We start from the raw sequence: 21,261 nt of genomic DNA, 5'->3' as shown, positions 1-21,261 counted from the left end.
TTTTGGCGTTGCCTGTTGCGATCGGATTTGCGTCCTATAATAAAAAGAACCGACCGATCGGACGTTGGCTCAGTATCCGCGACTGCGATGTCGCCCACGAACTACCAACACAACGCGAGTACGCTAACCTTCGGGATCGGTCAAAACTTCACGCAATACCTCAAACTTACACATCAGAAGAAACTTGGAACCTCAGCAATTTGGCAATAGCTGTCAAGTCAATTTTAGGAGTCAAAAGTGTAGGGAATTAACCCCGGGATACCACGAGATCAGAGCTGAAAGCATCTCGATCGAAACTAAAATCCGCACAAAAATACTGCGAGCCACCAGCAAGAATAACCGTTGCATCAGTTGGCAGGCGATCGAAAACATCATATAAATTCTCTCACACAATCCATCAAAAAAACGCAACAAGGTAAAAAAGCCCAGCCTTGGCGCCATGTAAAAAGCTAGAGCCACTGCGGAAAAAGGACCCCCATGACCACTAAAGATTACACAGAATTCGCCTTCACCTTGCCCGATTTGATCGAAATCCAGCGGGCAAGTTTCCGCTGGTTCCTAGAAGCCGGACTGATCGAAGAACTCGACAGCTTCTCCCCGATTACAGACTACACGGGCAAGCTGGAACTCCACTTCATGGGCAAAGACTTCAAACTCAAGCGCCCCAAATATGATGTGGACGAAGCCAAGCGCAGGGACAGCACCTACTCGGTGCAAATGTACGTCCCCACCCGCCTGATTAACAAAGAAACAGGGGAAATCAAAGAACAAGAAGTCTTCATCGGCGACTTGCCCTTGATGACCGAGCGCGGCACATTCATCATCAACGGCGCAGAACGGGTAATTGTCAACCAAATCGTGCGTTCCCCCGGCGTCTACTACAAATCCGAAACCGACAAAAACGGTCGCCGTTCTTACAACGCCAGTCTGATCCCCAACCGCGGCGCTTGGCTGAAATTTGAAACAGACAAAAACGATTTAGTCTGGGTCAGAATCGACAAAACCCGCAAACTCTCAGCCCAGGTGCTGCTCAAAGCTTTGGGACTCACAGACGGCGAAATCTACGACTCCCTGCGGCACCCGGAATACTTCCAAAAAACGATCGAGAAAGAAGGACAATTCGGCGAAGAAGAAGCTTTGATGGAGCTCTACCGCAAACTTCGTCCAGGCGAACCCCCCACCGTGGCGGGAGGCGAACAGCTCCTCAACTCGCGCTTTTTCGACCCCAAACGCTACGATTTGGGACGAGTCGGCCGCTACAAACTCAACAAAAAATTGCGCTTGACAGTCCCCGATACCATGCGGGTACTGACATCCCAAGATATCTTGACGGCGATCGACTATTTAATTAACCTCGAATTCGACATCGGCTCCACCGACGACATCGACCACTTAGGCAACCGTCGCGTCCGCAGTGTCGGAGAACTGCTGCAAAACCAAGTGCGCGTCGGACTTAACCGCTTAGAACGGATCATCCGCGAAAGAATGACCGTCTCGGATGCCGACTCCCTCAGCCCCGCTTCTCTGGTCAACCCCAAACCGCTGGTAGCAGCAATCAAGGAATTCTTCGGTTCCTCCCAGCTATCGCAGTTCATGGATCAAACCAACCCTCTCGCAGAACTGACTCACAAACGTCGGCTTTCCGCCTTGGGCCCTGGAGGTCTGACTCGCGAACGCGCCGGGTTTGCAGTACGGGACATTCACCCGTCCCACTACGGCCGGATTTGCCCGATCGAAACACCAGAAGGCCCCAACGCCGGTCTGATCGGTTCCTTGGCAACCCACGCCCGCGTCAACCCCTACGGCTTCATCGAAACTCCTTTTTATCCAGTAGAAAAAGGACGGGTGCTGCGCGACAAAGCCCCTGTTTACATGACAGCCGACGAAGAAGACGATTTGCGCGTGGCCCCTGGAGACATCAGCCTCGACGAAGACAACAACCTCTTGGGCGAAACCGTAGCCGTCCGCTACCGCCAAGAATTTACTACCACCACCCCGATGCAGGTGGACTACATGGCGATTTCGCCGGTGCAAATCGTCTCCGTAGCGACATCGCTGATTCCGTTCTTGGAACACGACGACGCCAACCGAGCTCTGATGGGATCGAATATGCAGCGGCAAGCTGTGCCGCTACTGAAACCAGAACGGCCCCTAGTCGGTACGGGCTTAGAAGCTCAGGCGGCGCGAGATTCCGGGATGGTTGTAGTTTCCCGGATCGACGGCGAGGTGATTTACATCGACGCTACCCGGATTATTGTCAAACCCCTGGCTGTAGATGCCGAATCGAATTCCAGTGAAGAACATTTCCTGATTAAGGAATACGACGATCTCAAAGTCAAACAGCCCTCGGTTTGGAAGCAAAAATATGCTGGCTGCATCGAACATGAACTGCAAAAATATCAGCGTTCTAACCAGGATACTTGCTTAAACCAGCGTCCGCTGATTTATGAGGGCGATCGCGTCGTAGCAGGTCAAGTGCTCGCTGACGGTTCCTCCACCGAAGGGGCAGAACTCGCTCTGGGTCACAACATCCTCGTAGCTTATATGCCTTGGGAAGGCTACAACTACGAAGACGCGATGCTAATCAGCGAGCGTTTGGTGTACGAAGATGTCTACACATCGATTCACATTGAAAAATACGAAATCGAAGCCCGTCAAACTAAACTCGGCCCCGAAGAAATCACCCGTGAAATTCCTAACGTCGGCGAAGACGCGCTGCGCCAGCTAGACGAACAAGGAATTATCCGCAAAGGTGCTTGGGTAGAAGCCAGCGACATCCTAGTCGGCAAAGTCACCCCCAAAGGCGAATCCGACCAACCGCCGGAAGAAAAACTGCTGAGGGCAATCTTCGGCGAAAAAGCCCGCGACGTGCGCGACAATTCCCTCCGCGTCCCTAACGGCGAAAAAGGCCGCGTGGTGGACGTGCGGGTGTTTACCCGCGAACAGGGCGACGAACTGCCCCCCGGCGCCAACATGGTCGTCCGCGTCTACGTGGCTCAAAAGCGGAAGATTCAAGTCGGCGACAAAATGGCCGGCCGCCACGGAAATAAGGGTATTGTGTCCCGGATTCTGCCGATGGAGGATATGCCTTATTTGCCCGACGGGACTCCGGTTGACATAGTGCTCAATCCCTTGGGCGTACCGTCGCGGATGAACGTAGGTCAGATTTTTGAGTGTTTGCTGGGATGGGCGGGCGAAAATCTGTCGATGCGGTTCAAGATGGTGCCTTTTGATGAAATGCACGGCGCTGAAAAGTCGCGCGAAACCGTACACGGCAAGCTACAGGAGGCGCGCGAAAAAACCGGCAAGCCTTGGGTGTTTAATGAAAAGCACCCCGGCAAGACTATTGTCTACGATGGCCGAACTGGGGAACCGTTCGATCGCCCGATCACAGTCGGCATCGCTTATATGCTGAAGCTGGTTCACTTGGTAGACGATAAGATCCACGCCCGCAGCACAGGCCCTTACTCGCTGGTAACGCAGCAGCCTTTGGGCGGCAAAGCGCAGCAGGGGGGTCAGCGGTTCGGAGAAATGGAAGTCTGGGCTCTGGAAGCGTTCGGTGCAGCTTATACTTTGCAAGAGTTGCTGACTGTCAAGTCGGACGATATGCAGGGACGGAATGAAGCGCTGAATGCGATCGTCAAAGGCAAAGCCATTCCGCGCCCCGGTACGCCGGAATCTTTCAAGGTGCTGATGCGGGAGTTGCAATCTTTATGCTTGGATATTGCCGTGCACAAGGTGAATACATCTGACGAGGGCAGCGAGCACGTTGAGGTGGATTTGATGGCAGATGCTGGGGGCAAGCGATCGCCCTCCCGGCCTACTTACGAATCCCTTTCTCGTGACGAACTGGACGAGGATTAGGCATTAAAGATTTTAGATTAAAGATTAAAGATTTTTTGACAGCATTCAATTCTTTAATCTTTAATCGACAATCTCAATCAAATTAAAATGCCTCAGCAGTGTTCGTACCACTGCTGAGGCGAATCAACGCTCTTAAGAGGAGAGACGCTGACATGACTATTGTAACAGTTGGCCCGGGAATAGAAGGAGAATTTGACCTGAAGACTGGCTGTATTAATTGGCAAGGGAGTAAGCTCAAAAATGGTTACGGGCGCAAGTGGATCGAGGGCAAAACGGTATTAGTCCACCGATTAGTGCTCGAATCAAAGATACCAGGATTTCTAGATTCCGGTTATTTTGCTTGCCACACCTGCGACAATCCAAGCTGCATTAACCCATCACATCTCGTACCTGGAACTGCGGCTGAGAATACAGCGCAAATGATGGGGCGCGTTCGCAAAACTCCCCGACGCAAAAGTATTCCCGGTATTGGTAAACTATCGATCGAACAACTGCGGGAAATTCAGCGTAAATATTTAGCTGGAACCATCAAAAGCCACCTAATAAAAGAGTATGGCGTACAGTATGACACTCTTACTAAGATACTTCAGGCAAAAATTCCCTATAACTTCACTACAGTTCCCCCCGGTTTTGTAGGAGAAATTCAAGACAGCGGCTGCATAATTTTTCAAGGTGCAAAGGATGGTCAAGGTGGTTATGGCAGGTACTTTAAAAATGGGAAATCCCAATCAGTTACTCGTGCTGTTTTAGCAGAGAAATTAGGATGTGAAGTTCCCACTTCGATGGATGCTTGTCATACCTGCGATACTCCCAGTTGTATTAATCCAGAACACCTTTGGGGTGGAACTCGCACTCAAAATTTATTAGATGCTTCTAAGAAAGGACGCACTCAAGGCAAAAGTCATCCCCTTTCTAATGCCAAATTAGACTGGGAAAAGGTGCGAGAAATTAGGCAAAAACTAGCAGCAGGAGAGAGAGTGAAGGATGTAGCTCAAGAATACAGTGTTGGTCGCAAAACCATACACGATATTAAGTATCACGTCACTTGGAAGGAAGCAGGCGAAGAGGTTCCAGTTCCTCGCATGGGCGGATATCTTGATCGCAAATTGACTTTCGAGCAAGCTCTTGAGGTACGAAAAAGAATTAGAGGTAGAGAATCAATCTCTAAAATCGCTGATGACTTTGGAGTATCGTCAAGTGTCATCTCTGATATTAAAAACCACGTCACATATAGAGGAGTATAACATTGATTTAAGCAGTGAAACACGCAACCCAAAAAGATAAACAACAACAAATAATCGACTGTAAATTATTAATTGGAGTCAAAAATGGCTAAAATAGAACAACGCTTTGATTACGTCAAGATTGGGTTAGCATCACCAGAAAGAATTAGACAGTGGGGAGAGAGAACTTTACCCAACGGTCAGATTACTGGAGAGGTGACAAAACCGGAAACCATAAATTATCGCACGTTAAAACCTGAAATGGATGGCTTGTTTTGCGAGCGCATTTTTGGGCCTGCAAAAGATTGGGAATGTCATTGTGGGAAGTACAAACGAGTTCGCCATAGAGGCATTGTTTGCGAAAGATGCGGTGTTGAAGTCACTGAATCTCGCGTCCGCCGCCATCGCATGGGCTTTATCAAATTAGCAGCTCCAGTAGCTCACGTTTGGTATCTAAAAGGTATCCCGAGTTACATGGCAATTCTGTTAGATATGCCGCTCCGGGATGTCGAACAAATCGTGTATTTCAATGCCTACGTTGTCCTCAATGCAGGTAATGCAGAAAAGCTGCAATACAAGCAATTGCTGACGGAAGATGCTTGGCTGGAAATAGAAGACGAACTTTACAGCGAAGATTCCACGCTGACGGGCGTAGAAGTAGGCATAGGTGCTGAAGCTTTGCAAGTTTTGCTGCAAAATATTCCGCTAGAAAGTGAAGCGGAAAAGCTGCGGGAAGATATTGCTAATGCTAAAGGTCAAAAACGGGCAAAGTTAATTAAACGCTTGCGGGTAATTGACAACTTCATCGCTACGGGATCTCAACCCGATTGGATGGTGCTCAATGTGATTCCGGTGATTCCCCCCGACTTGCGGCCCATGGTGCAGTTAGACGGCGGGCGTTTTGCAACGAGTGACCTCAACGACCTGTATCGGAGAGTCATCAACCGCAATAACCGCTTGGCGAGACTGCAAGAAATTCTGGCGCCGGAGATTATCATCCGCAACGAAAAGCGGATGCTGCAAGAAGCTGTGGATGCGCTGATTGACAACGGTCGCCGGGGCCGGACAGTTGTGGGGGCAAACAACCGCCCGCTGAAGTCGCTGTCGGACATCATTGAAGGGAAACAAGGGCGCTTCCGGCAAAACTTGCTGGGGAAACGGGTTGACTACTCCGGCCGTTCAGTGATTGTGGTGGGGCCGAAACTGAAAATTCATCAGTGCGGTTTGCCAAGGGAAATGGCGATCGAACTTTTCCAGCCTTTCGTCATCCACCGCTTGATCCGCCAAGGATTAGTCAACAACATCAAAGCTGCCAAAAAACTGATTCAGCGCAACGATCCCAGCGTTTGGGACGTGCTTCAGGAGGTGATTGAAGGACACCCGGTAATGTTGAACCGGGCGCCGACGCTGCACCGTTTGGGGATTCAAGCCTTTGAGCCGATTTTGGTGGACGGGAGGGCAATTCAGCTTCACCCACTGGTTTGTCCGGCTTTTAACGCTGACTTTGACGGCGACCAAATGGCAGTGCACGTGCCTTTGTCTCTGGAATCTCAGGCGGAAGCGCGCTTGCTGATGCTGGCTTCTAACAACATTATGTCGCCGGCAACCGGAAGACCGATCGTTACTCCTTCTCAAGATATGGTTCTCGGTTGCTATTACTTGACAGCCGAAAATCCTGACGCTCAAAAAGGAGCAGGTCACTATTTCTCCAACCTCACCGATGCGGTTGTAGCTTATGAACAAGGGGTGGTTGACTTGCACTCTTATGTGTGGGTGAGGTTTCAAGGTGCTATAGAAAACACTGAACCTGAAGGAGAACCGTTGAAGGTGGAACGTTCTACGGACGGTATAGTGACCAAGGAATACAAGTTCCGCCGGGTTCGGGAAGATGGGGAGGGGAAGATGATCAATCAGTTCATTCGCACTACTCCGGGTAGGATTATCTATCACCAAACGATCGAATCGGTGATTAATAATTAGAAATGGGTAAGGGTAAAAGGTAATGGATAAGAGGTAAGAGGTAAGAGGTAATGGGTAATAACTGACAAATAATCGCTAACAAATAATAGTGATTGAAGCCGGACAAATTACCCATTAATACCTACCAATACTTCGGATACGCGGTTCCTGAGCGAAGTCGAAGGGCAGTAAAAGTTACCAATTACCAATTAAGTAGGTAGGTGGAAATAAACTTTACTATGGGAAGGGCAGGTGAGTGCATTAATCTCCTAGCTTAGCTCTCTTCCTTATACGCTAAACCCACCCCTAAAAAATGCTTGTTGTTTTTTACCGCCACTCTACTTATCAATTACCAATTACCAATTACCAATACTTCGGCTACGCGGTTCCTGAACCCTTCGGATTCGCTCAGGGGAACCGAAGTCGAACGGGAATAAAAGTTACCAATTACCAATTACCACTACTTACGAAAGATGACAGAAAATAAGGAAATTGTTTTTCGCAATCGAGTTGTTGACAAAGGTCAGCTCAAAAAATTAATCTCTTGGTCCTTCATGCACTACGGAACGGCCCGTACAGCGCAAATGGCCGATAAACTCAAAGACTTGGGTTTCCGCTTTGCGACACGAGCGGGAGTTTCGATTAGCGTAGACGATTTGCAGGTTCCCCCGTCAAAACGATCGCTCCTAGATGCAGCCGAAGAAGAAATCCGCATCACCGAACAAAAATACACCAGAGGCGAAATCACCGAAGTCGAACGCTTCCAAAAAGTAATCGATACCTGGAACAGCACATCAGAAGACCTCAAAGACGAAGTAGTCAAAAACTTCCGAGCCACAGACCCCCTAAACTCGGTCTACATGATGGCATTCTCCGGGGCGCGGGGAAACATTTCTCAAGTGCGACAGCTAGTCGGAATGCGCGGATTGATGGCTGACCCCCAAGGCGAAATCATCGACTTGCCAATTAAAACCAACTTCCGCGAAGGACTCACCGTCACCGAATACATCATCTCTTCCTACGGCGCGCGCAAAGGCTTGGTAGATACAGCGTTGCGGACGGCAGACTCTGGCTATTTGACTCGTCGTTTGGTGGATGTGTCCCAAGACGTAATTGTGCGGGAAGTGGACTGCGGCACTCAGCGGGGAATTCGAGTACGACCGATGACGGACGGAGCAACAGTGCTGATTCCCCTCAAGGACAGGCTGCTAGGGCGGGTGTTGGCGAGAGATGCGGTGCACCCCAAAACCGGGGAAATCGTGACCTACGGCGACGAAAAAGCCGTCCGAAATCAGCCAATTACCGATGAGTTGGCGACGGAAATTGGTAACGCTGGGGTGGCAGAGGTGTATTTACGATCGCCCCTGACTTGCGAATCTACGCGATCGGTTTGTCAGCACTGCTATGGCTGGAGTCTCGCCCATTTGAAAATGGTGGACATGGGAGAAGCGATCGGGATTATTGCGGCTCAGTCGATCGGGGAACCGGGAACCCAGCTCACCATGCGTACCTTCCACACAGGCGGTGTATTCACCGGAGAAGTCGCCAAACAAGAACGCGCCCCCTTCCCCGGCGTAGTGAAATTCAAGAACCTGCGTACTCGCTCTTTCCGCACCAGACACGGCGAAGAAGCACTGGTAGCCGAAAACAACGGCAAACTCGTATTTGAGGGCGACGGATTTGAAGAAGGAAAATCCGGTGCCAAAAATCAAAAACTGAAAATCGAATTAGCGATCGTCCAGGGTTCTACTCTGATGGTCAAAGACGGACAGCGCGCCATTCCCGGTCAAGTTTTGGCAGAAGTGCCGATCGTCGGTCGCGCCGCCCGCAAAACTACGGAAAAAGTGACTACAGACGTGGCTTCCGACTTAGCCGGAGAAGCCAAATTCGCTGATTTGGTGCCTGAAGAAAAAACCGACCGCCAAGGGAACACCACCCGCACAGCCAGCAAAGGGGGGCTGATTTGGATTCTCTCAGGAGAAGTCTACAACTTGCCCCCTGGTGCGGAACCGGCAGTGAAAAATGGCGATCGCATTCCGGCCGAAAGCGTGATTGCCGAAACTAAACTCGTCTCCGAACACGGTGGCGTAGTCCGCATCGCTGACCCCAGAGAAATCGAAATTATCACCGCCCAAGTCCTGCTAGACCAAGCAGTCGTGCGGGCTGAAAGTGCAGGCGGCCGCGACCACTACACGATCGAAACATCTTCTAAGCAGCGGTTTTCCCTGAAGACTGCTCCTGGGAGCAAAGTGATTAACGGGGAAGTCGTCGCCGAACTGCTCGACGACAGCTACCGCACAGCTACAGGGGGCATTGTCAAGTACGGCGGGGTGGAAGTCCACAAACGCGGCAAAGCTAAACTTGGCTACGAAGTCGTTAAAGGCGGCACTCTGCTCTGGATACCGGAAGAGTGCCACGAGGTGAATAAGGATATTTCTCTGCTGCTGGTCGAAGATGGTCAGTACGTAGAAGCAGGTACAGAAGTCGTTAAGGATATTTTCTGCCAAACCAGCGGGGCAGTGGAAATCACTCAGAAAAATGACATCCTCCGGGAAATTGTCATCAAACCGGGCACACTCCATGTAGTTGACCGCCCGCCGCTAACTTTCGGAGAAGGTCAAATCGTCAACGCGGGTCAAGAAATTTCCCCGGGATTGATTGCCGAAGAGTTGGGCTATGCGGAGTATATCGAAACTCCCGAAGGCCCGGCTTTGCTGCTGCGGCCTGTGGTGGAGTTTCCGGTGCCGGATAAGCCACCAGTGCCTTCTCAGACGGCGCTGAATGAGTCGATCTCTTTGAAAGCGGTGCAGCGACTTCCTTATAAGGATGGGGAGCGCGTCAAATCTGTCGAGGGATTGGAACTGCTGCGGACTCAGCTTATTTTGGAAATTGGTTCTGGAGCTCCGCAACTGGCGGCGGATATTGAGCTCCTGCCCGATGAAGATGATGCTATGGCTTTTGGAGCCGACGGTTCGGGCCCGGCTTGGGGTTCGCCTGAAGACGGTACGGAGTCGCAAGAATTGGCGATGACAGTAGCCGATGGGGGCGATCGAGTTTCCAAGACTTTCCGCTTGCAGCTAGTCATTTTGGAATCGCTAGTGATTCGGCGGGATGTGTCTGCTGATCCGACTCAGGGCAGCACTCACACGCGACTGTTGGTCGAAGATGGGCAGTCGATCGCGCCCGGAGCAGTAGTCGCCCGCACCGAGATTCTCTGCAAAGAAGCGGGTATCGTTCGAGGCATCCGTGAGGGGCATGGCGAACCAGTGCGCCGACTTTTGGTGATGCGAGATGCGGATTCTATTTCGATCTCTGTGGCGGGTACACCGGATGTGAGTCCGGGTCAACTACTGGTGGCTGGTACCGAAATAGCTCCGGGGGTTGTTCTCGAAGAATCCGGCCAAGTTGTGAAGGTTGTACCTGCGTCGGAGACAGAACCGGCGAAACTCTTGCTCAGGGTGGCTCGTCCTTACCGGGTTTCGGCCGGTGCGGTGCTGCACGTAGACGACGGCGACTTGGTGCAGCGGGGTGACAATTTGGTGATTCTGGTGTTTGAGCGGGCAAAGACTGGGGATATCATTCAGGGTTTGCCACGGATTGAGGAACTTCTTGAAGGACGGAAGCCGAAGGAAGCTTGTATTTTAGCCAAGCGGCCGGGGACGGCTCGTGTGGTTACGGATGACGATGTTGTGGAACTTGCGGTGATTGAGGATGATGGCCGAATTGAGGAGTATCCTTTGTTGCCTGGTCAAAACCCGATCGTTTCCGACGGACAGCGCGTAGGCGTCGCCGAAGCTTTGACCGACGGGCCTGCTAACCCTCACGAAATTCTGGAGGTGTTCTTCCACGTACTTAAGGAGCGACAGTCTACTTTTGAGGCTGCCTTGGAGAGTTTCCAACAGGTGCAGACGTTTTTGGTGAATGAGGTGCAGTCGGTTTATCAGTCTCAGGGCGTGGATATTTCTGATAAGCACATCGAGGTGATTGTCCGCCAGATGACTAACAAAGTCAGGATGGAAGATGGCGGCGATACTACTATGCTCCCTGGCGAGTTGGTAGAATTGCGGCAGGTTGAGCAGGTGAATGAGGCGATGTCAATTACTGGTGGAGCGCCGGCGGATTATACTCCGGTGTTGCTGGGGATTACTAAGGCTTCGCTGAATACTGATAGCTTTATTTCCGCTGCTTCGTTCCAGGAGACTACGCGGGTGTTGACTGAGGCTGCGATCGAAGGTAAGTCTGACTGGCTCCGGGGGCTCAAGGAAAATGTCATCATCGGCCGCCTGATTCCTGCGGGTACTGGGTTCAATGCCTATGAGGATGCTGGGGTTCAGGATGCGGGTTTTGATGGTGCTGTGTTTGATGAGGACATCCACGATTTGCAGGAGGATGTGGTACTTGATGACCGATCGGCGCGCCGTGCTTATACGATCGAGAGCGGTTTTGAGATCGGGCGCCCGTCTGATCTTGAGCCTGATGAGGATTTTGAGGAAGTTGAGGTTGATGATGATGATTTTGTCGCTGAGACTGAGGATGATGCCTTGGGACCTGATGTTGACGATGATGATGATATCGGTTTTGACTTCGATGAGGACGAAGAATAATCATAGTTTTGAGATTGCATGAATGAGTGAACAGCGTTGCGATCGCTGAGGATAAGTTGGTTCCTCGCCGCAACGCACACTTCGATTTCATGACTTGAAAAATCTCAAATTATCCTCACTAATTAACAGTCCGAACTCATAGCATTGTGCGATGAGATATCCAAAGGAAGAAGGAAGAAGGAAGATTCAGAGTTTAAGCAAACTTTGTAATTCTAGAGTTTTAATTGTTTGTTGGTTTAAACAAACAATTCTTTATTCCTTCTTCCTTTTTCCTTCTTCCTTCTGCATATATGGTTCACTCAATCAGGCAGCAAAGCCTTGATTTGATTAACAAACTCTTGATGGTCTACCACAGGTTTAGAGATGTAACCGTCGGCACCGCTTTGATCCAGAAATGTTTCTTTATCACCAGCCATCGCGTGAGCAGTCACCAAAATAATCGGCAGCGATGCCGTTTGTGGGTCAGCTTTGAGCAGTTGAGTAATCTTAATCCCGTCAACAGATTTGCCCTGGTACACGCTGCGCGAAAGAGACACATCCATTAAAATCAAATCAGCTTCGCCGTTGGCAGCAATCTGCATCACCTCTTCAACATTTTCCGTGTGCTTCACGGCTAAGCCCCCCCGCTTAGTCAGAATTTTGGAAAAAACCCGAGCATTAACCAAATCGTCCTCTACAATCAGAACGGTTTTCATAAATAAATATGGGAAGTATAGAAACTTTGTGACTTTAGTCCAAAGAGGAACACGACACGGGGACTACATTCCCCGTCAAAAATGCAGAGTTTTTAGCGCCATCAGCCGGGAACCCTGCAAAACCCGTATGTATATCCTTTAGCCACTAGCTGTGAGAGGGTTTACAGATGCTTAGAAGCATCCAGTACCATCATTTAGACTACTACACACAGACAGTTTAGTTCTTTTTTATAACTAGACCTGACAGTGGTGAGAGTCTCAAGATTCTCAGGTAGCAGGTTTCTAGTACAATCCTGGACGCATGGACGACGCCTCGCAACCGAGTTTTTGCTCGTTTCGGCGGACTAGAACGAACTATTGCTATGAAAACCCGGTTTCTGACTACCCGTGCGTCCTGGACTTATAGTATCCTCTCTTTCGGTCAAGCCCCCGGCTTCTACCATTTTAGATTTTAGATTTTAGATGGGAACTGATTGACTGGATATCAATTTGGATCACGGGTCTACAGTTGCATTATTTTTTGAACTGCTATTAGAGCCGGGAATGTGTGATAATTATTTTCCTTCTTCCTCACTAGAATCAAGCCATGTTTATTCACATACTCCCGTCGCCACAGCATTCGGAGTAGCGAATCTAGCGGGGATTGTTGGAGATTCCTAATTCTCAGTTTTAACCCCTCAAAACGGCTTAAAATATCGAGGCTTCCGTTCATCAAGGGGTTGTCAGACTAGGAGATATCGCCAGGAGAGCTTTTGACTGATGAATTCATCAATATCGGCATTTTTGACACTCTCAGCGAGTCAGGGCCACGTTCTGTGGTTGAATAAGCCCAAAACTTGGACTTCACTCATAGTCCAGTCGCCTCTACACGATCAGAACAAGTACCAGTCCCAGAGATATTCCAATTCCGCTTACTTTTCTTTTTTAATACTTTCGGAGTCCATCACGCTTCCAAAATACGATAAGCTCGATCGTCTACCATTGCTGCTTGATCCACGCTACGGCTGTACTGAGACGAGATCAATCTGGGGTTTCTCCTGAATAGAATATTTCTTCGTGTAGATGGTTATTCCTAATTGCAATTAAATTCTATCATGGATTGACGGGGACTCAAGTCCCTCGTGACGCTTTCCTAGGAAAAGCTAAAGCCTCACTAGGTTCTGAGTTTTAGGCATTCCGTGTTCTCCTGTGAATCAACCTTCTCACGGCAGAAGGTAAATAGACAGGTAGGCACAAATGAAGGCAACATAGAGGTTAGGGTAAGAGTGGAGAGTAAGAGGCAAGTGTTGCCCGTCTTCGGGACTCTGATTCTGCTTTCACAAGTTAAGTTTATTTTTATTCTTCAACTGGGCGGTTGGGTCGAACTTTCGGTTCGCCTGCGGCAAAGGCTTTTCAATCGAGACAGGGAACCTCGGCATTATTGACAGAGGCTGTTTTCACTCAGGAATTAACGGACACAAGGACTCATGGCTAAACAACTCAACCTACTTTCCGGACAAGTAATTTCTACGCCTCTGCACGCCGAGATGCAGCAATCGTACCTCGAATATGCCATGAGTGTGATCGTCGGGCGAGCTTTGCCTGATGTCCGCGACGGTTTAAAACCAGTTCACCGTCGAATTTTATATGCGATGCACGAACTCGGTCTGACGCCAGACCGACCTTACCGTAAGTGCGCCCGGGTAGTTGGAGATGTTTTGGGAAAATATCACCCCCACGGCGACCAATCGGTTTACGACGCTCTGGTACGCATGGTTCAGGAGTTTTCGAGCCGCTATCCTTTACTGGCGGGTCACGGCAATTTCGGTTCGGTGGACAATGATCCGGCCGCTGCTATGCGCTATACGGAAACGAGGCTGGCACCGATCGCCCACGAAGCTATGCTAACCCAAGTCGGCGAGGCAACTGTTGATTTTACTGGTAACTTTGACAGTTCCCAGCAGGAACCGACGGCGCTGCCTGCTCAGTTGCCGTTTCTGTTACTCAATGGCTGTACGGGTATTGCTGTGGGGATGGCAACTAATATCCCGCCGCACAATTTGGGGGAGGTGGTAGACGGTTTAATTGCTTTGATTGAAAACCCGGAACTACCCGACGAGAAGTTGATAGAACTGATTCCGGGCCCGGATTTTCCAACCGGAGGGGAAATTGTCGCTACAGAGGGCATTGTTGACGCCTACACTAAGGGTCGAGGCAGCATTGCGGTCAGGGGTGTGGCCGGGGTGGAAGAAGTGCCAGGTAATCGCAAGGTGCGTACTAAAACGGCGATCGTGGTGACGGAGTTTCCGTTTCAGGTAAATAAGGCGGCTTGGATTGAAAAGGTGGCGGAGTTGGTCAATGCTGGCCGCCTCGACGGTATTTCTGATTTGCGTGACGAGAGCGATCGCGAAGGGATTCGAGTGGTGATTGAACTCAAGCGGGAATTTACCCCAGAAGCGGTTCTCGCTCGCCTTTACCAGCAAACTGACCTGCAAACAAATTTTGGCGCGATTTTGCTGGCAATTGTCAACGGTCAACCGCGACAGTTGACCCTCAGACAATTGTTGCAGGAATTTCTGGATTTCCGGGAAGTGACTCTTACCCGCCGCTACAATTACGAGTTGCAGGCTGCTGAACGCCGCTGTCATATTGTCCAAGGCTTAATGTTGGCTTTGACAAATCTTGATACCGCGATCGACATTCTCAGAAATTCTCCTGACGGCTCTACTGCTAAGCAAACTTTGCAAGTTCGCCTCAATTTGAGCGAAAGTCAAGCTGATGCGATTTTGGCGATGCCTATGCGTAGGCTGACTGGTTTGGAAAGGCAAAATTTGCAGTCTGAGTTTGATGAGTTGATGGCTAATATTCAAGAATTGCAGCGGTTGTTGAGCGACAGGCGCGAACTTTTGAAGGCTTTAAAGAAGGAATTTCGCTCGCTCAAACGCAAGTACGCTGACCCCCGCCGCACTAAATTCGCCAATGGAACTGCACGGGCAGCAAACGCCGAATCACAATTTTCTGGTAAGAAAAATTCTGGGGTCAAGCAGTTGTCGCCGGCAACGATTCAGCCGAACTTATTGCCCGTTCTAGAGCCAGAGGAAACTATTGTTGAATTTTCGCACAAGCAGTACGTGCGACGGTTGCCAACTGGGGAAAAGCCACGCTCGAAAAGTCGCGAAAAATCGGTTTCAGCTTTAGAAAAAAATGAAGATTTTATTGTGACGGCAAATCTGACGAAAACCGATCGCACTTTGGTCGTCTTAACTCCTAACGGCAAAGCTTACCCGCTGAAAGTGACCGATATTCCTAGTAGTAGCGCCAAAGACCGGGGAACGCCGATCGTCAGTTTGTTGTCGCCGAGTGCTACTAAAGACAGTGCCGATCGCGCTTTGTCGGAAATCACAGTCGCACACTTTATTTTGCCGGAAAATTCGGAGGCGGCGGATTTAGTAACTCTGACTCAGCAAGGGAAAATTAAGCGCTTGGCGATGCAGGAATTTGCTGATTTGACTAATCGTGGCGTTACTGTTGTTAAACTCAAGGAGGACGATCGGCTGCGCTGTGCGAGTCTGGCTAAAGTCGGCGAGCAAGTGGCGATCGCCACTTCAGGAGGCCGAGTCCTTCGGTTTGAGATTGATGATGAACAACTGCCGCCAATGGGCCGCGCGGCCCAGGGATCTCAAGTAACCAGGTTGCGGAAGCAGGAACAGTTGGTGGGTTGCATCACTCTCTACCCGGACGACAGTCTGGTGCTATTTTCCGAGTTGGGTTGGGCAAAACGAATGCCTGCAGGTTCTGTCAGACTTACTAACCGGGGCGAAATTGGCACTCAAGCTTTTCGTTTCTCAGAGCCTAAAGATGCTTTAGTTGGCTTGCTCCAGGCTGTTCCGGGTACGGATGTCAAACTTTTTACTAATTCTGGCCGCGTGCTGCGATCGACTATTGATGCTATAGCTTTTTGGGGGAAAGATGCTGCAGGCGATCAAGTTTTTGACCTAAATCCAGGTGAAAGAATCATCAAAGTTATCAGCAGTCAATAGTCAATAGTCAATAGTCAATAGTCAATAGTCATGGGGCATTAATCTGATTTGTGACCTCTGACTTCTGACTTCAACATCCATCCGTTAAATCATTTAAATCATGTACACTGCTCGTTCCCCAACTTCCTCCTTCCTTGAATATCTCAATTACCAATGCCCAATGCCCAATTCCCCAATCTAAAATCTAAAATCTAAAATCTAAAATCTAAAATTGTTTAATGGCGCAAGTTGTATTAGAAAATATCTACAAAAGTTTTCCTCTCCGCCAAGGAGAACAGGAAAAAGAAGCAAACACTGTCGCAGAAAATGTCTCGCCTATAGCCGAGCGCCCTGCGTCTAACAGCGTTTTGCGGCGCATTAACCTAACGGTCGAAGACGGGGAATTCATGGTGCTGGTGGGGCCTTCTGGCTGCGGAAAAAGCACTTTGCTGCGATCGATCGCCGGTTTGGAAGTTTTGACTGCGGGCAATATTTGGGTTGGCGATCGGCTGGTTAACGATTTGCCCCCTAAAGACCGAGATATCGCTATGGTATTTCAAAATTATGCTCTCTATCCTCACTTAACAGTTTACGATAATCTCGCCTTTGGATTGCGCCGAACTGAAAGGGAGAAAGAAGAAGGAAGAAGGAAGAAGGAAGAAGGAAGAAGGAAGAAGGAAGAAGGTAGAGGGAAGAAAGTAGAAGGGATAAGGGGGAAAATACAAGGAGAAGAAGGAAGCATCCAGAATGGAGAAAAAATAAGGATTAAGGTAGAAGAGGCTATTAATTATTTAGCTTCTAATTCTTTTAAAACTCATCTAGCTTATCCTTTGTTTGAGGACTTTTTAGGAGGAGTGACTCGCAAGTTTCCTCTGGGTTTGCGCTATTTATCGGAACGGGAAAAGGCCGTAGGAGAACGAGTTCTGAAGGTAGCTGAATTATTGCAAATAGAATCTCTTTTAAATCGCTTGCCGAAACAACTTTCGGGAGGGCAAAAGCAGCGGGTAGCTTTGGGTAGGGCGATGGCTCGAAATCCTGAAGTTTTTTTGATGGACGAACCGCTATCGAATCTTGATGCGAAATTGAGGGCGGAAACTCGATCGCAAATTGTGCAGTTGCAGCGACAGTTGGGAACTACAACTATTTATGTGACTCACGACCAAACTGAGGCGATGACTATGGGCGATCGGATTGCTATTATGAATAGAGGCCAGCTTCAGCAAGTAGCTCGACCTCTAGAGCTTTACAATAAGCCTGCTAATTTGTTTGTTGCTGAGTTTATCGGTTCTCCGCCGATGAATTTTTTGTCGGTGGAATTTAGTGCTCCGCTGTTGATTTCTCACCCGCAATTTCGCTTTACTTTACCCGATATTTGGGCAAAAAGTCTACAACAATATGACGGGCGAAAGCTAATTTTGGGCATTCGGCCGGAACATCTGAGTATTAACCCTCCGGCTACCAAAAATCTTTCGGTACAAGTGGAAATTGTAGAGGCTTTGGGACACGAAACTTATTTGGGAGTTTGTTTGACGGATGCTCCGGCAGTGCGGATGCAAGTGCGGGTTCCTCCTGAGCGATCGATCCGAGTTGGCGAGGAGCTTTGGTTGGCCATCGCCCATGACAAAATTCACTTGTTCGATCCTGATACAGAGTTGGCTATTTTTCCTGTTAGGTAAAATCATCAAGGTCGATCGACCTTGATGACCGATATCACTAATCACAAGCTTGCATTTTTATCAAGGAATGTTATATTTATTCACATAAGCCTTAAACAAGTTAACGAAAGGAGTTCGCACTATGCAAGAACAAAAACGCAACGCTTGGAACTGGGGCTTCAGCGAGGGAGCCGAAAATTGGAACGGTCGTCTGGCGATGATTGGTTTCTCTGCCGCTGTCATCATCGAATTGGTTTCCGGTCAAGGCCTGCTGCACTTTTGGGGTCTGATGTAATTTTGTAGTTAAGAATTTTGTGACACTGCAAAGTTTGGGAGTTCCGTAATGGACTCCCTAATTTTTGGCAGCGGGATTTGGGCGGCAAATAGCCACTTGCTCCGGGCAGCTAGCAGCACAAAATTTAACCGCTATAACTCAAACCGGGGCGGGGGGTCTCCCCCCCAAAAAAAAGAGTGCGAATCACTCTTTTGGGTGATGCTAGCAAATTACTCTAGCGGATATATTCTTTTAAGATGCTGTTGCGGTTAGGATGGCGCAACTTCCGCAGGGCTTTAGCCTCGATTTGGCGAATTCGCTCACGAGTGACGTTAAAGATTTGACCAATTTCCTCCAAGGTCTTCATCCGTCCGTCATCTAACCCATAACGCAGCCGCAGTACATCTCGTTCTCGGGGGCTGAGAGTATCCAAAACGCTTTCCAAGTCTTCCCTAAGCAAGTTTTTCGAGACTTGATCTTCTGGTGTTTCCCCGTCAGATTCAATAAAATCTCCCAGACGTGAGTCTTCCTCTTTGCCGATCGGAGTTTCTAGAGAGATGGGCAACTGTGCGGACTTAGCAATGAACCGCAACTTCTCGATCGTCATCTCCATGCGGGTAGCAATTTCTTCTTCCGTAGGCTTGCGACCCATTTCCTGAGACAGGAGTTTGGTAGTTTTTTTGATCCGCGAAATGGTTTCATAAAGGTGAACCGGCAGGCGGATAGTGCGCGATTGATCGGCGATTGCCCTGGTAATGGCTTGACGTATCCACCAAGTTGCGTAGGTAGAAAACTTGTAGCCTTTTTCGTGATCGAATTTTTCCGCGGCCCGGATCAGACCCAAAGAGCCTTCCTGAATCAAATCTTGGAAAGACAAACCGCGATTCATGTATTTTTTGGCGATCGACACCACCAAACGCAGGTTTGATTGCACCATTTTTTCCTTGGCCCGACGACCGACGTGGAGTCGGTGACGGAATGCAGGAAGTGCCATATCTACAGCATTCGCCCATTCGCTGTCTTTGGGTTCGCGGTTATACTCTTCGAGCAGTTGTTCTCGAACTCGCTCTAATTCCAGCAAATCTGCAATCTTGCGTGCTAGTTCAATCTCTTCGTCAGCTCGCAGCAGTCGAATCCGACCGATTTCTTGCAGGTAAAGACGAATAGAGTCTTCAGTATAATGCTTTTTCTTTGCCTGTGCCCGACGGCGGGCTTTGGCGCCTTTGCCAGATTTAGGATCTTCCTCAGATTGAGAGTCTAAGAATTCTTCTCGATCGTCTTCTTCGTCGATAAAGAGTTCTAACTCGCTCTCAGGTAGAACGCTTTCGGCGCTGCGAAGCAACTCGATTGTTTCCATTTCCGGTGTAATTGTGGTTGCGAGTACGGTGTTAGCTGGGATCATGCCGTCTTCCTCATGCTCCTGAATTAAAGAATAAATAACAGTGGAATAGTGTCTGTTTGTAGTTTAGACAAGTTAGCCAGTATTGACATTCCCGCAGGAAGAAATAGTGGGATTTTTGGTCTGCTAGCTGAATTTGTTACCGAAACTGCACCTGTTTTATGAGTCACGGTTCGAGTTCTGGTTTGAAGCAGTCAGCGCATTCAATTGATCGCAGATTTTAACATCGCGACCTTAAATTGAGCTAGCGGCTTTTTCTTTCGGAGCGAGTTACCACATCATCTGCAATACCTTGCCCAGAGAAGCAAACCATGAAGTGCGATCGATCACACTTCCAAAAATACTGGCTTTTTTACTCGGTACTTCGAGCTTTTACCCGTACAAGTTTTCCCGCACGGAACCCTCTAACTTTTGTATTGGAGGTGTCGAACTTTTGATTCGCCTTGCTTTCACTCTGGTTGTCAGACATGACAGTTGCACGGCAAGTTTTCGCCACCTTGGATGCCGGTCTGCTGCCTCAAATGCAACAGCAGAGGGTTGAAGCACCAAACGGGGAGAATCGGATCTTGCAAAGACCTTCCCGATTGTAGCCTTTCTCACAAAAAATGGAAGTTGTTTTCCATTGTTGGTCAAGAACTAGGAAAACTCTGTCAGCTTAGCTTGACAATACTAACTCATGTCCGGCTCTGCTAAATCCTGAGAACGGCCCGCAAAAACTTTGGCACGATCAAACGGCCCTGTTTTCTGCGTATATCTGGGTGAACGGCTGCGGCGTAGTTGGCCAGACAGTTAGCAGACAATTTTTGAGTTGCCCAAATGGGAACCAATACAATCCGTGTAGATACACCCATCATTACCCTGTTTCCCTGAATTGAATCATACGCAATCTGCGATTGAATAAAGCTCGTAGCTTTAGTTTTAAGTCGGTAACTCTGGATTAAAGACCGACTCTGACCCCCAATGAAGCGTTGCGGGTTGAGTAGTGCAACAGGGGCTTTCATTGTTAAGTTAGCTCAAATCTCAGAAATTGGGTTTAATTTTCACGTTAAATCACATTAAGTTCTTAACGTCACATTCTTATTTAAGCAGTTCGACACGAGTTTGTCGCGTCCATGGCAAAAACCACCAGGATAAATTCTACTGAGAGTTAACCCGCCGCCCAACTCTAGGCTGCGGACTTCTCTAAAATTTTTGGCTTTCGGTTCGCACTTGCGCGATCGCACGGTCTCACAAACAATACAATTCGACATCTCCCGGAAGTATAACTTCACGATTCCTTTAAATACATTGTGACAGTGTGAAGATTCAATAAACTCATTCCATCAATTTTAGGTACTATTCCCGAATTGTCTTGATAATTTCAAGCAGACGGAAAAAAAGCCACAGCCGACGTTGCTGCAACTGCCTGCCGATGATAACTCTGCCAGGGAAGAAAAATTTATCCAGTTAGCGATGTGCTTGCTATGGTTAGAGAAGGCCTCAACTTCAGGATACTTAAAGCAATGGAACGGTAGGACGTTAGTGCGATGCTCAAAATTTTGTTATTATTTACAGCGTGTCCTCCGAAAGCACAGAGTCTCGCTTTATCCT

Annotated in this window: 10 protein-coding genes; 8 read left to right on the top strand and 2 right to left on the bottom strand. The window is 48.9% G+C overall.

From position 1 onward, the window contains the following. The first annotated feature begins 2 nt into the window (after positions 1-2). The 5 genes from QUA24_RS20015 (at position 3) to QUA24_RS19995 (ending at position 11,650) form a co-directional block, all read left to right on the top strand. Positions 3-251, top strand: a complete 249-nt coding sequence (locus QUA24_RS20015) for a hypothetical protein (protein WP_333231529.1) — start codon at positions 3-5, stop codon at positions 249-251. Between the two features lie 226 nt (positions 252-477). Then, positions 478-3,864 (top strand): DNA-directed RNA polymerase subunit beta, encoded by a 3,387-nt coding sequence (gene rpoB / locus QUA24_RS20010; protein WP_333165192.1) that lies wholly within the window; start codon positions 478-480, stop codon positions 3,862-3,864. 152 nt (positions 3,865-4,016) lie between these two features. Further along, the gene (locus QUA24_RS20005) at positions 4,017-5,108 is read left to right on the top strand and encodes an HNH endonuclease (protein WP_333231527.1); all 1,092 of its coding nucleotides are present in this window, start codon (positions 4,017-4,019) and stop codon (positions 5,106-5,108) included. 84 nt (positions 5,109-5,192) lie between these two features. Then, the gene (locus QUA24_RS20000; RefSeq protein ID WP_333231526.1) at positions 5,193-7,067 is read left to right on the top strand and encodes a DNA-directed RNA polymerase subunit gamma; all 1,875 of its coding nucleotides are present in this window, start codon (positions 5,193-5,195) and stop codon (positions 7,065-7,067) included. Positions 7,068-7,519: 452 nt separating this feature from the next. Beyond that, positions 7,520-11,650, top strand: a complete 4,131-nt coding sequence (locus QUA24_RS19995) for a DNA-directed RNA polymerase subunit beta'' (RefSeq protein ID WP_333231524.1) — start codon at positions 7,520-7,522, stop codon at positions 11,648-11,650. Positions 11,651-11,949: 299 nt separating this feature from the next. Here QUA24_RS19995 and QUA24_RS19990 read toward each other — a convergent pair whose 3' ends face one another. After that, complete coding sequence (locus QUA24_RS19990; RefSeq protein ID WP_006632892.1) at positions 11,950-12,345, bottom strand: response regulator; 396 nt, start codon at positions 12,343-12,345, stop codon at positions 11,950-11,952. Positions 12,346-13,811: 1,466 nt separating this feature from the next. On the opposite strand from QUA24_RS19990, the gene QUA24_RS19985 reads away from it, so the two are divergent. From QUA24_RS19985 to QUA24_RS19975, 3 genes are all read left to right on the top strand, one after another. Further along, positions 13,812-16,364: a DNA topoisomerase (ATP-hydrolyzing) gene (locus QUA24_RS19985; protein WP_333231522.1), complete on the top strand. Its 2,553-nt coding sequence runs from the start codon at positions 13,812-13,814 to the stop codon at positions 16,362-16,364. A gap of 218 nt (positions 16,365-16,582) precedes the next feature. Continuing rightward, entirely contained in the window at positions 16,583-18,019 is a 1,437-nt protein-coding gene (locus QUA24_RS19980) for an ATP-binding cassette domain-containing protein (protein WP_333231521.1), read from the top strand. A gap of 121 nt (positions 18,020-18,140) precedes the next feature. After that, complete coding sequence (locus tag QUA24_RS19975; protein ID WP_172186457.1) at positions 18,141-18,293, top strand: chlorophyll A-B binding protein; 153 nt, start codon at positions 18,141-18,143, stop codon at positions 18,291-18,293. A 214-nt stretch (positions 18,294-18,507) separates the two neighbouring features. On the opposite strand, the gene rpoD is transcribed toward QUA24_RS19975, so the two are convergent. Beyond that, entirely contained in the window at positions 18,508-19,674 is a 1,167-nt protein-coding gene (rpoD, locus tag QUA24_RS19970; protein WP_333212954.1) for an RNA polymerase sigma factor RpoD, read from the bottom strand. Positions 19,675-21,261: the final 1,587 nt, after the last annotated feature.

The organism is Microcoleus sp. Pol12B5 (genome assembly GCF_036701335.1).
In the GTDB taxonomy this organism is placed as follows: domain Bacteria; phylum Cyanobacteriota; class Cyanobacteriia; order Cyanobacteriales; family Microcoleaceae; genus Microcoleus.
The sequence above is the reverse complement of the archived record's forward strand: the minus strand, read 5'-3'. Positions and strand labels throughout refer to the sequence as shown.

Coding starts and splice junctions, on each gene's coding strand:
- QUA24_RS19990 (WP_006632892.1), bottom strand. CDS start 12,345: ATGAAAACCGTTCTGATTGTAGAGGACGATTTGGTTAATGCTCGGGTT.
- QUA24_RS19980 (WP_333231521.1), top strand. CDS start 16,583: ATGGCGCAAGTTGTATTAGAAAATATCTACAAAAGTTTTCCTCTCCGC.
- rpoB (WP_333165192.1), top strand. CDS start 478: ATGACCACTAAAGATTACACAGAATTCGCCTTCACCTTGCCCGATTTG.
- QUA24_RS20000 (WP_333231526.1), top strand. CDS start 5,193: ATGGCTAAAATAGAACAACGCTTTGATTACGTCAAGATTGGGTTAGCA.
- QUA24_RS19975 (WP_172186457.1), top strand. CDS start 18,141: ATGCAAGAACAAAAACGCAACGCTTGGAACTGGGGCTTCAGCGAGGGA.
- QUA24_RS20005 (WP_333231527.1), top strand. CDS start 4,017: ATGACTATTGTAACAGTTGGCCCGGGAATAGAAGGAGAATTTGACCTG.
- QUA24_RS19995 (WP_333231524.1), top strand. CDS start 7,520: ATGACAGAAAATAAGGAAATTGTTTTTCGCAATCGAGTTGTTGACAAA.
- QUA24_RS19985 (WP_333231522.1), top strand. CDS start 13,812: ATGGCTAAACAACTCAACCTACTTTCCGGACAAGTAATTTCTACGCCT.
- rpoD (WP_333212954.1), bottom strand. CDS start 19,674: ATGATCCCAGCTAACACCGTACTCGCAACCACAATTACACCGGAAATG.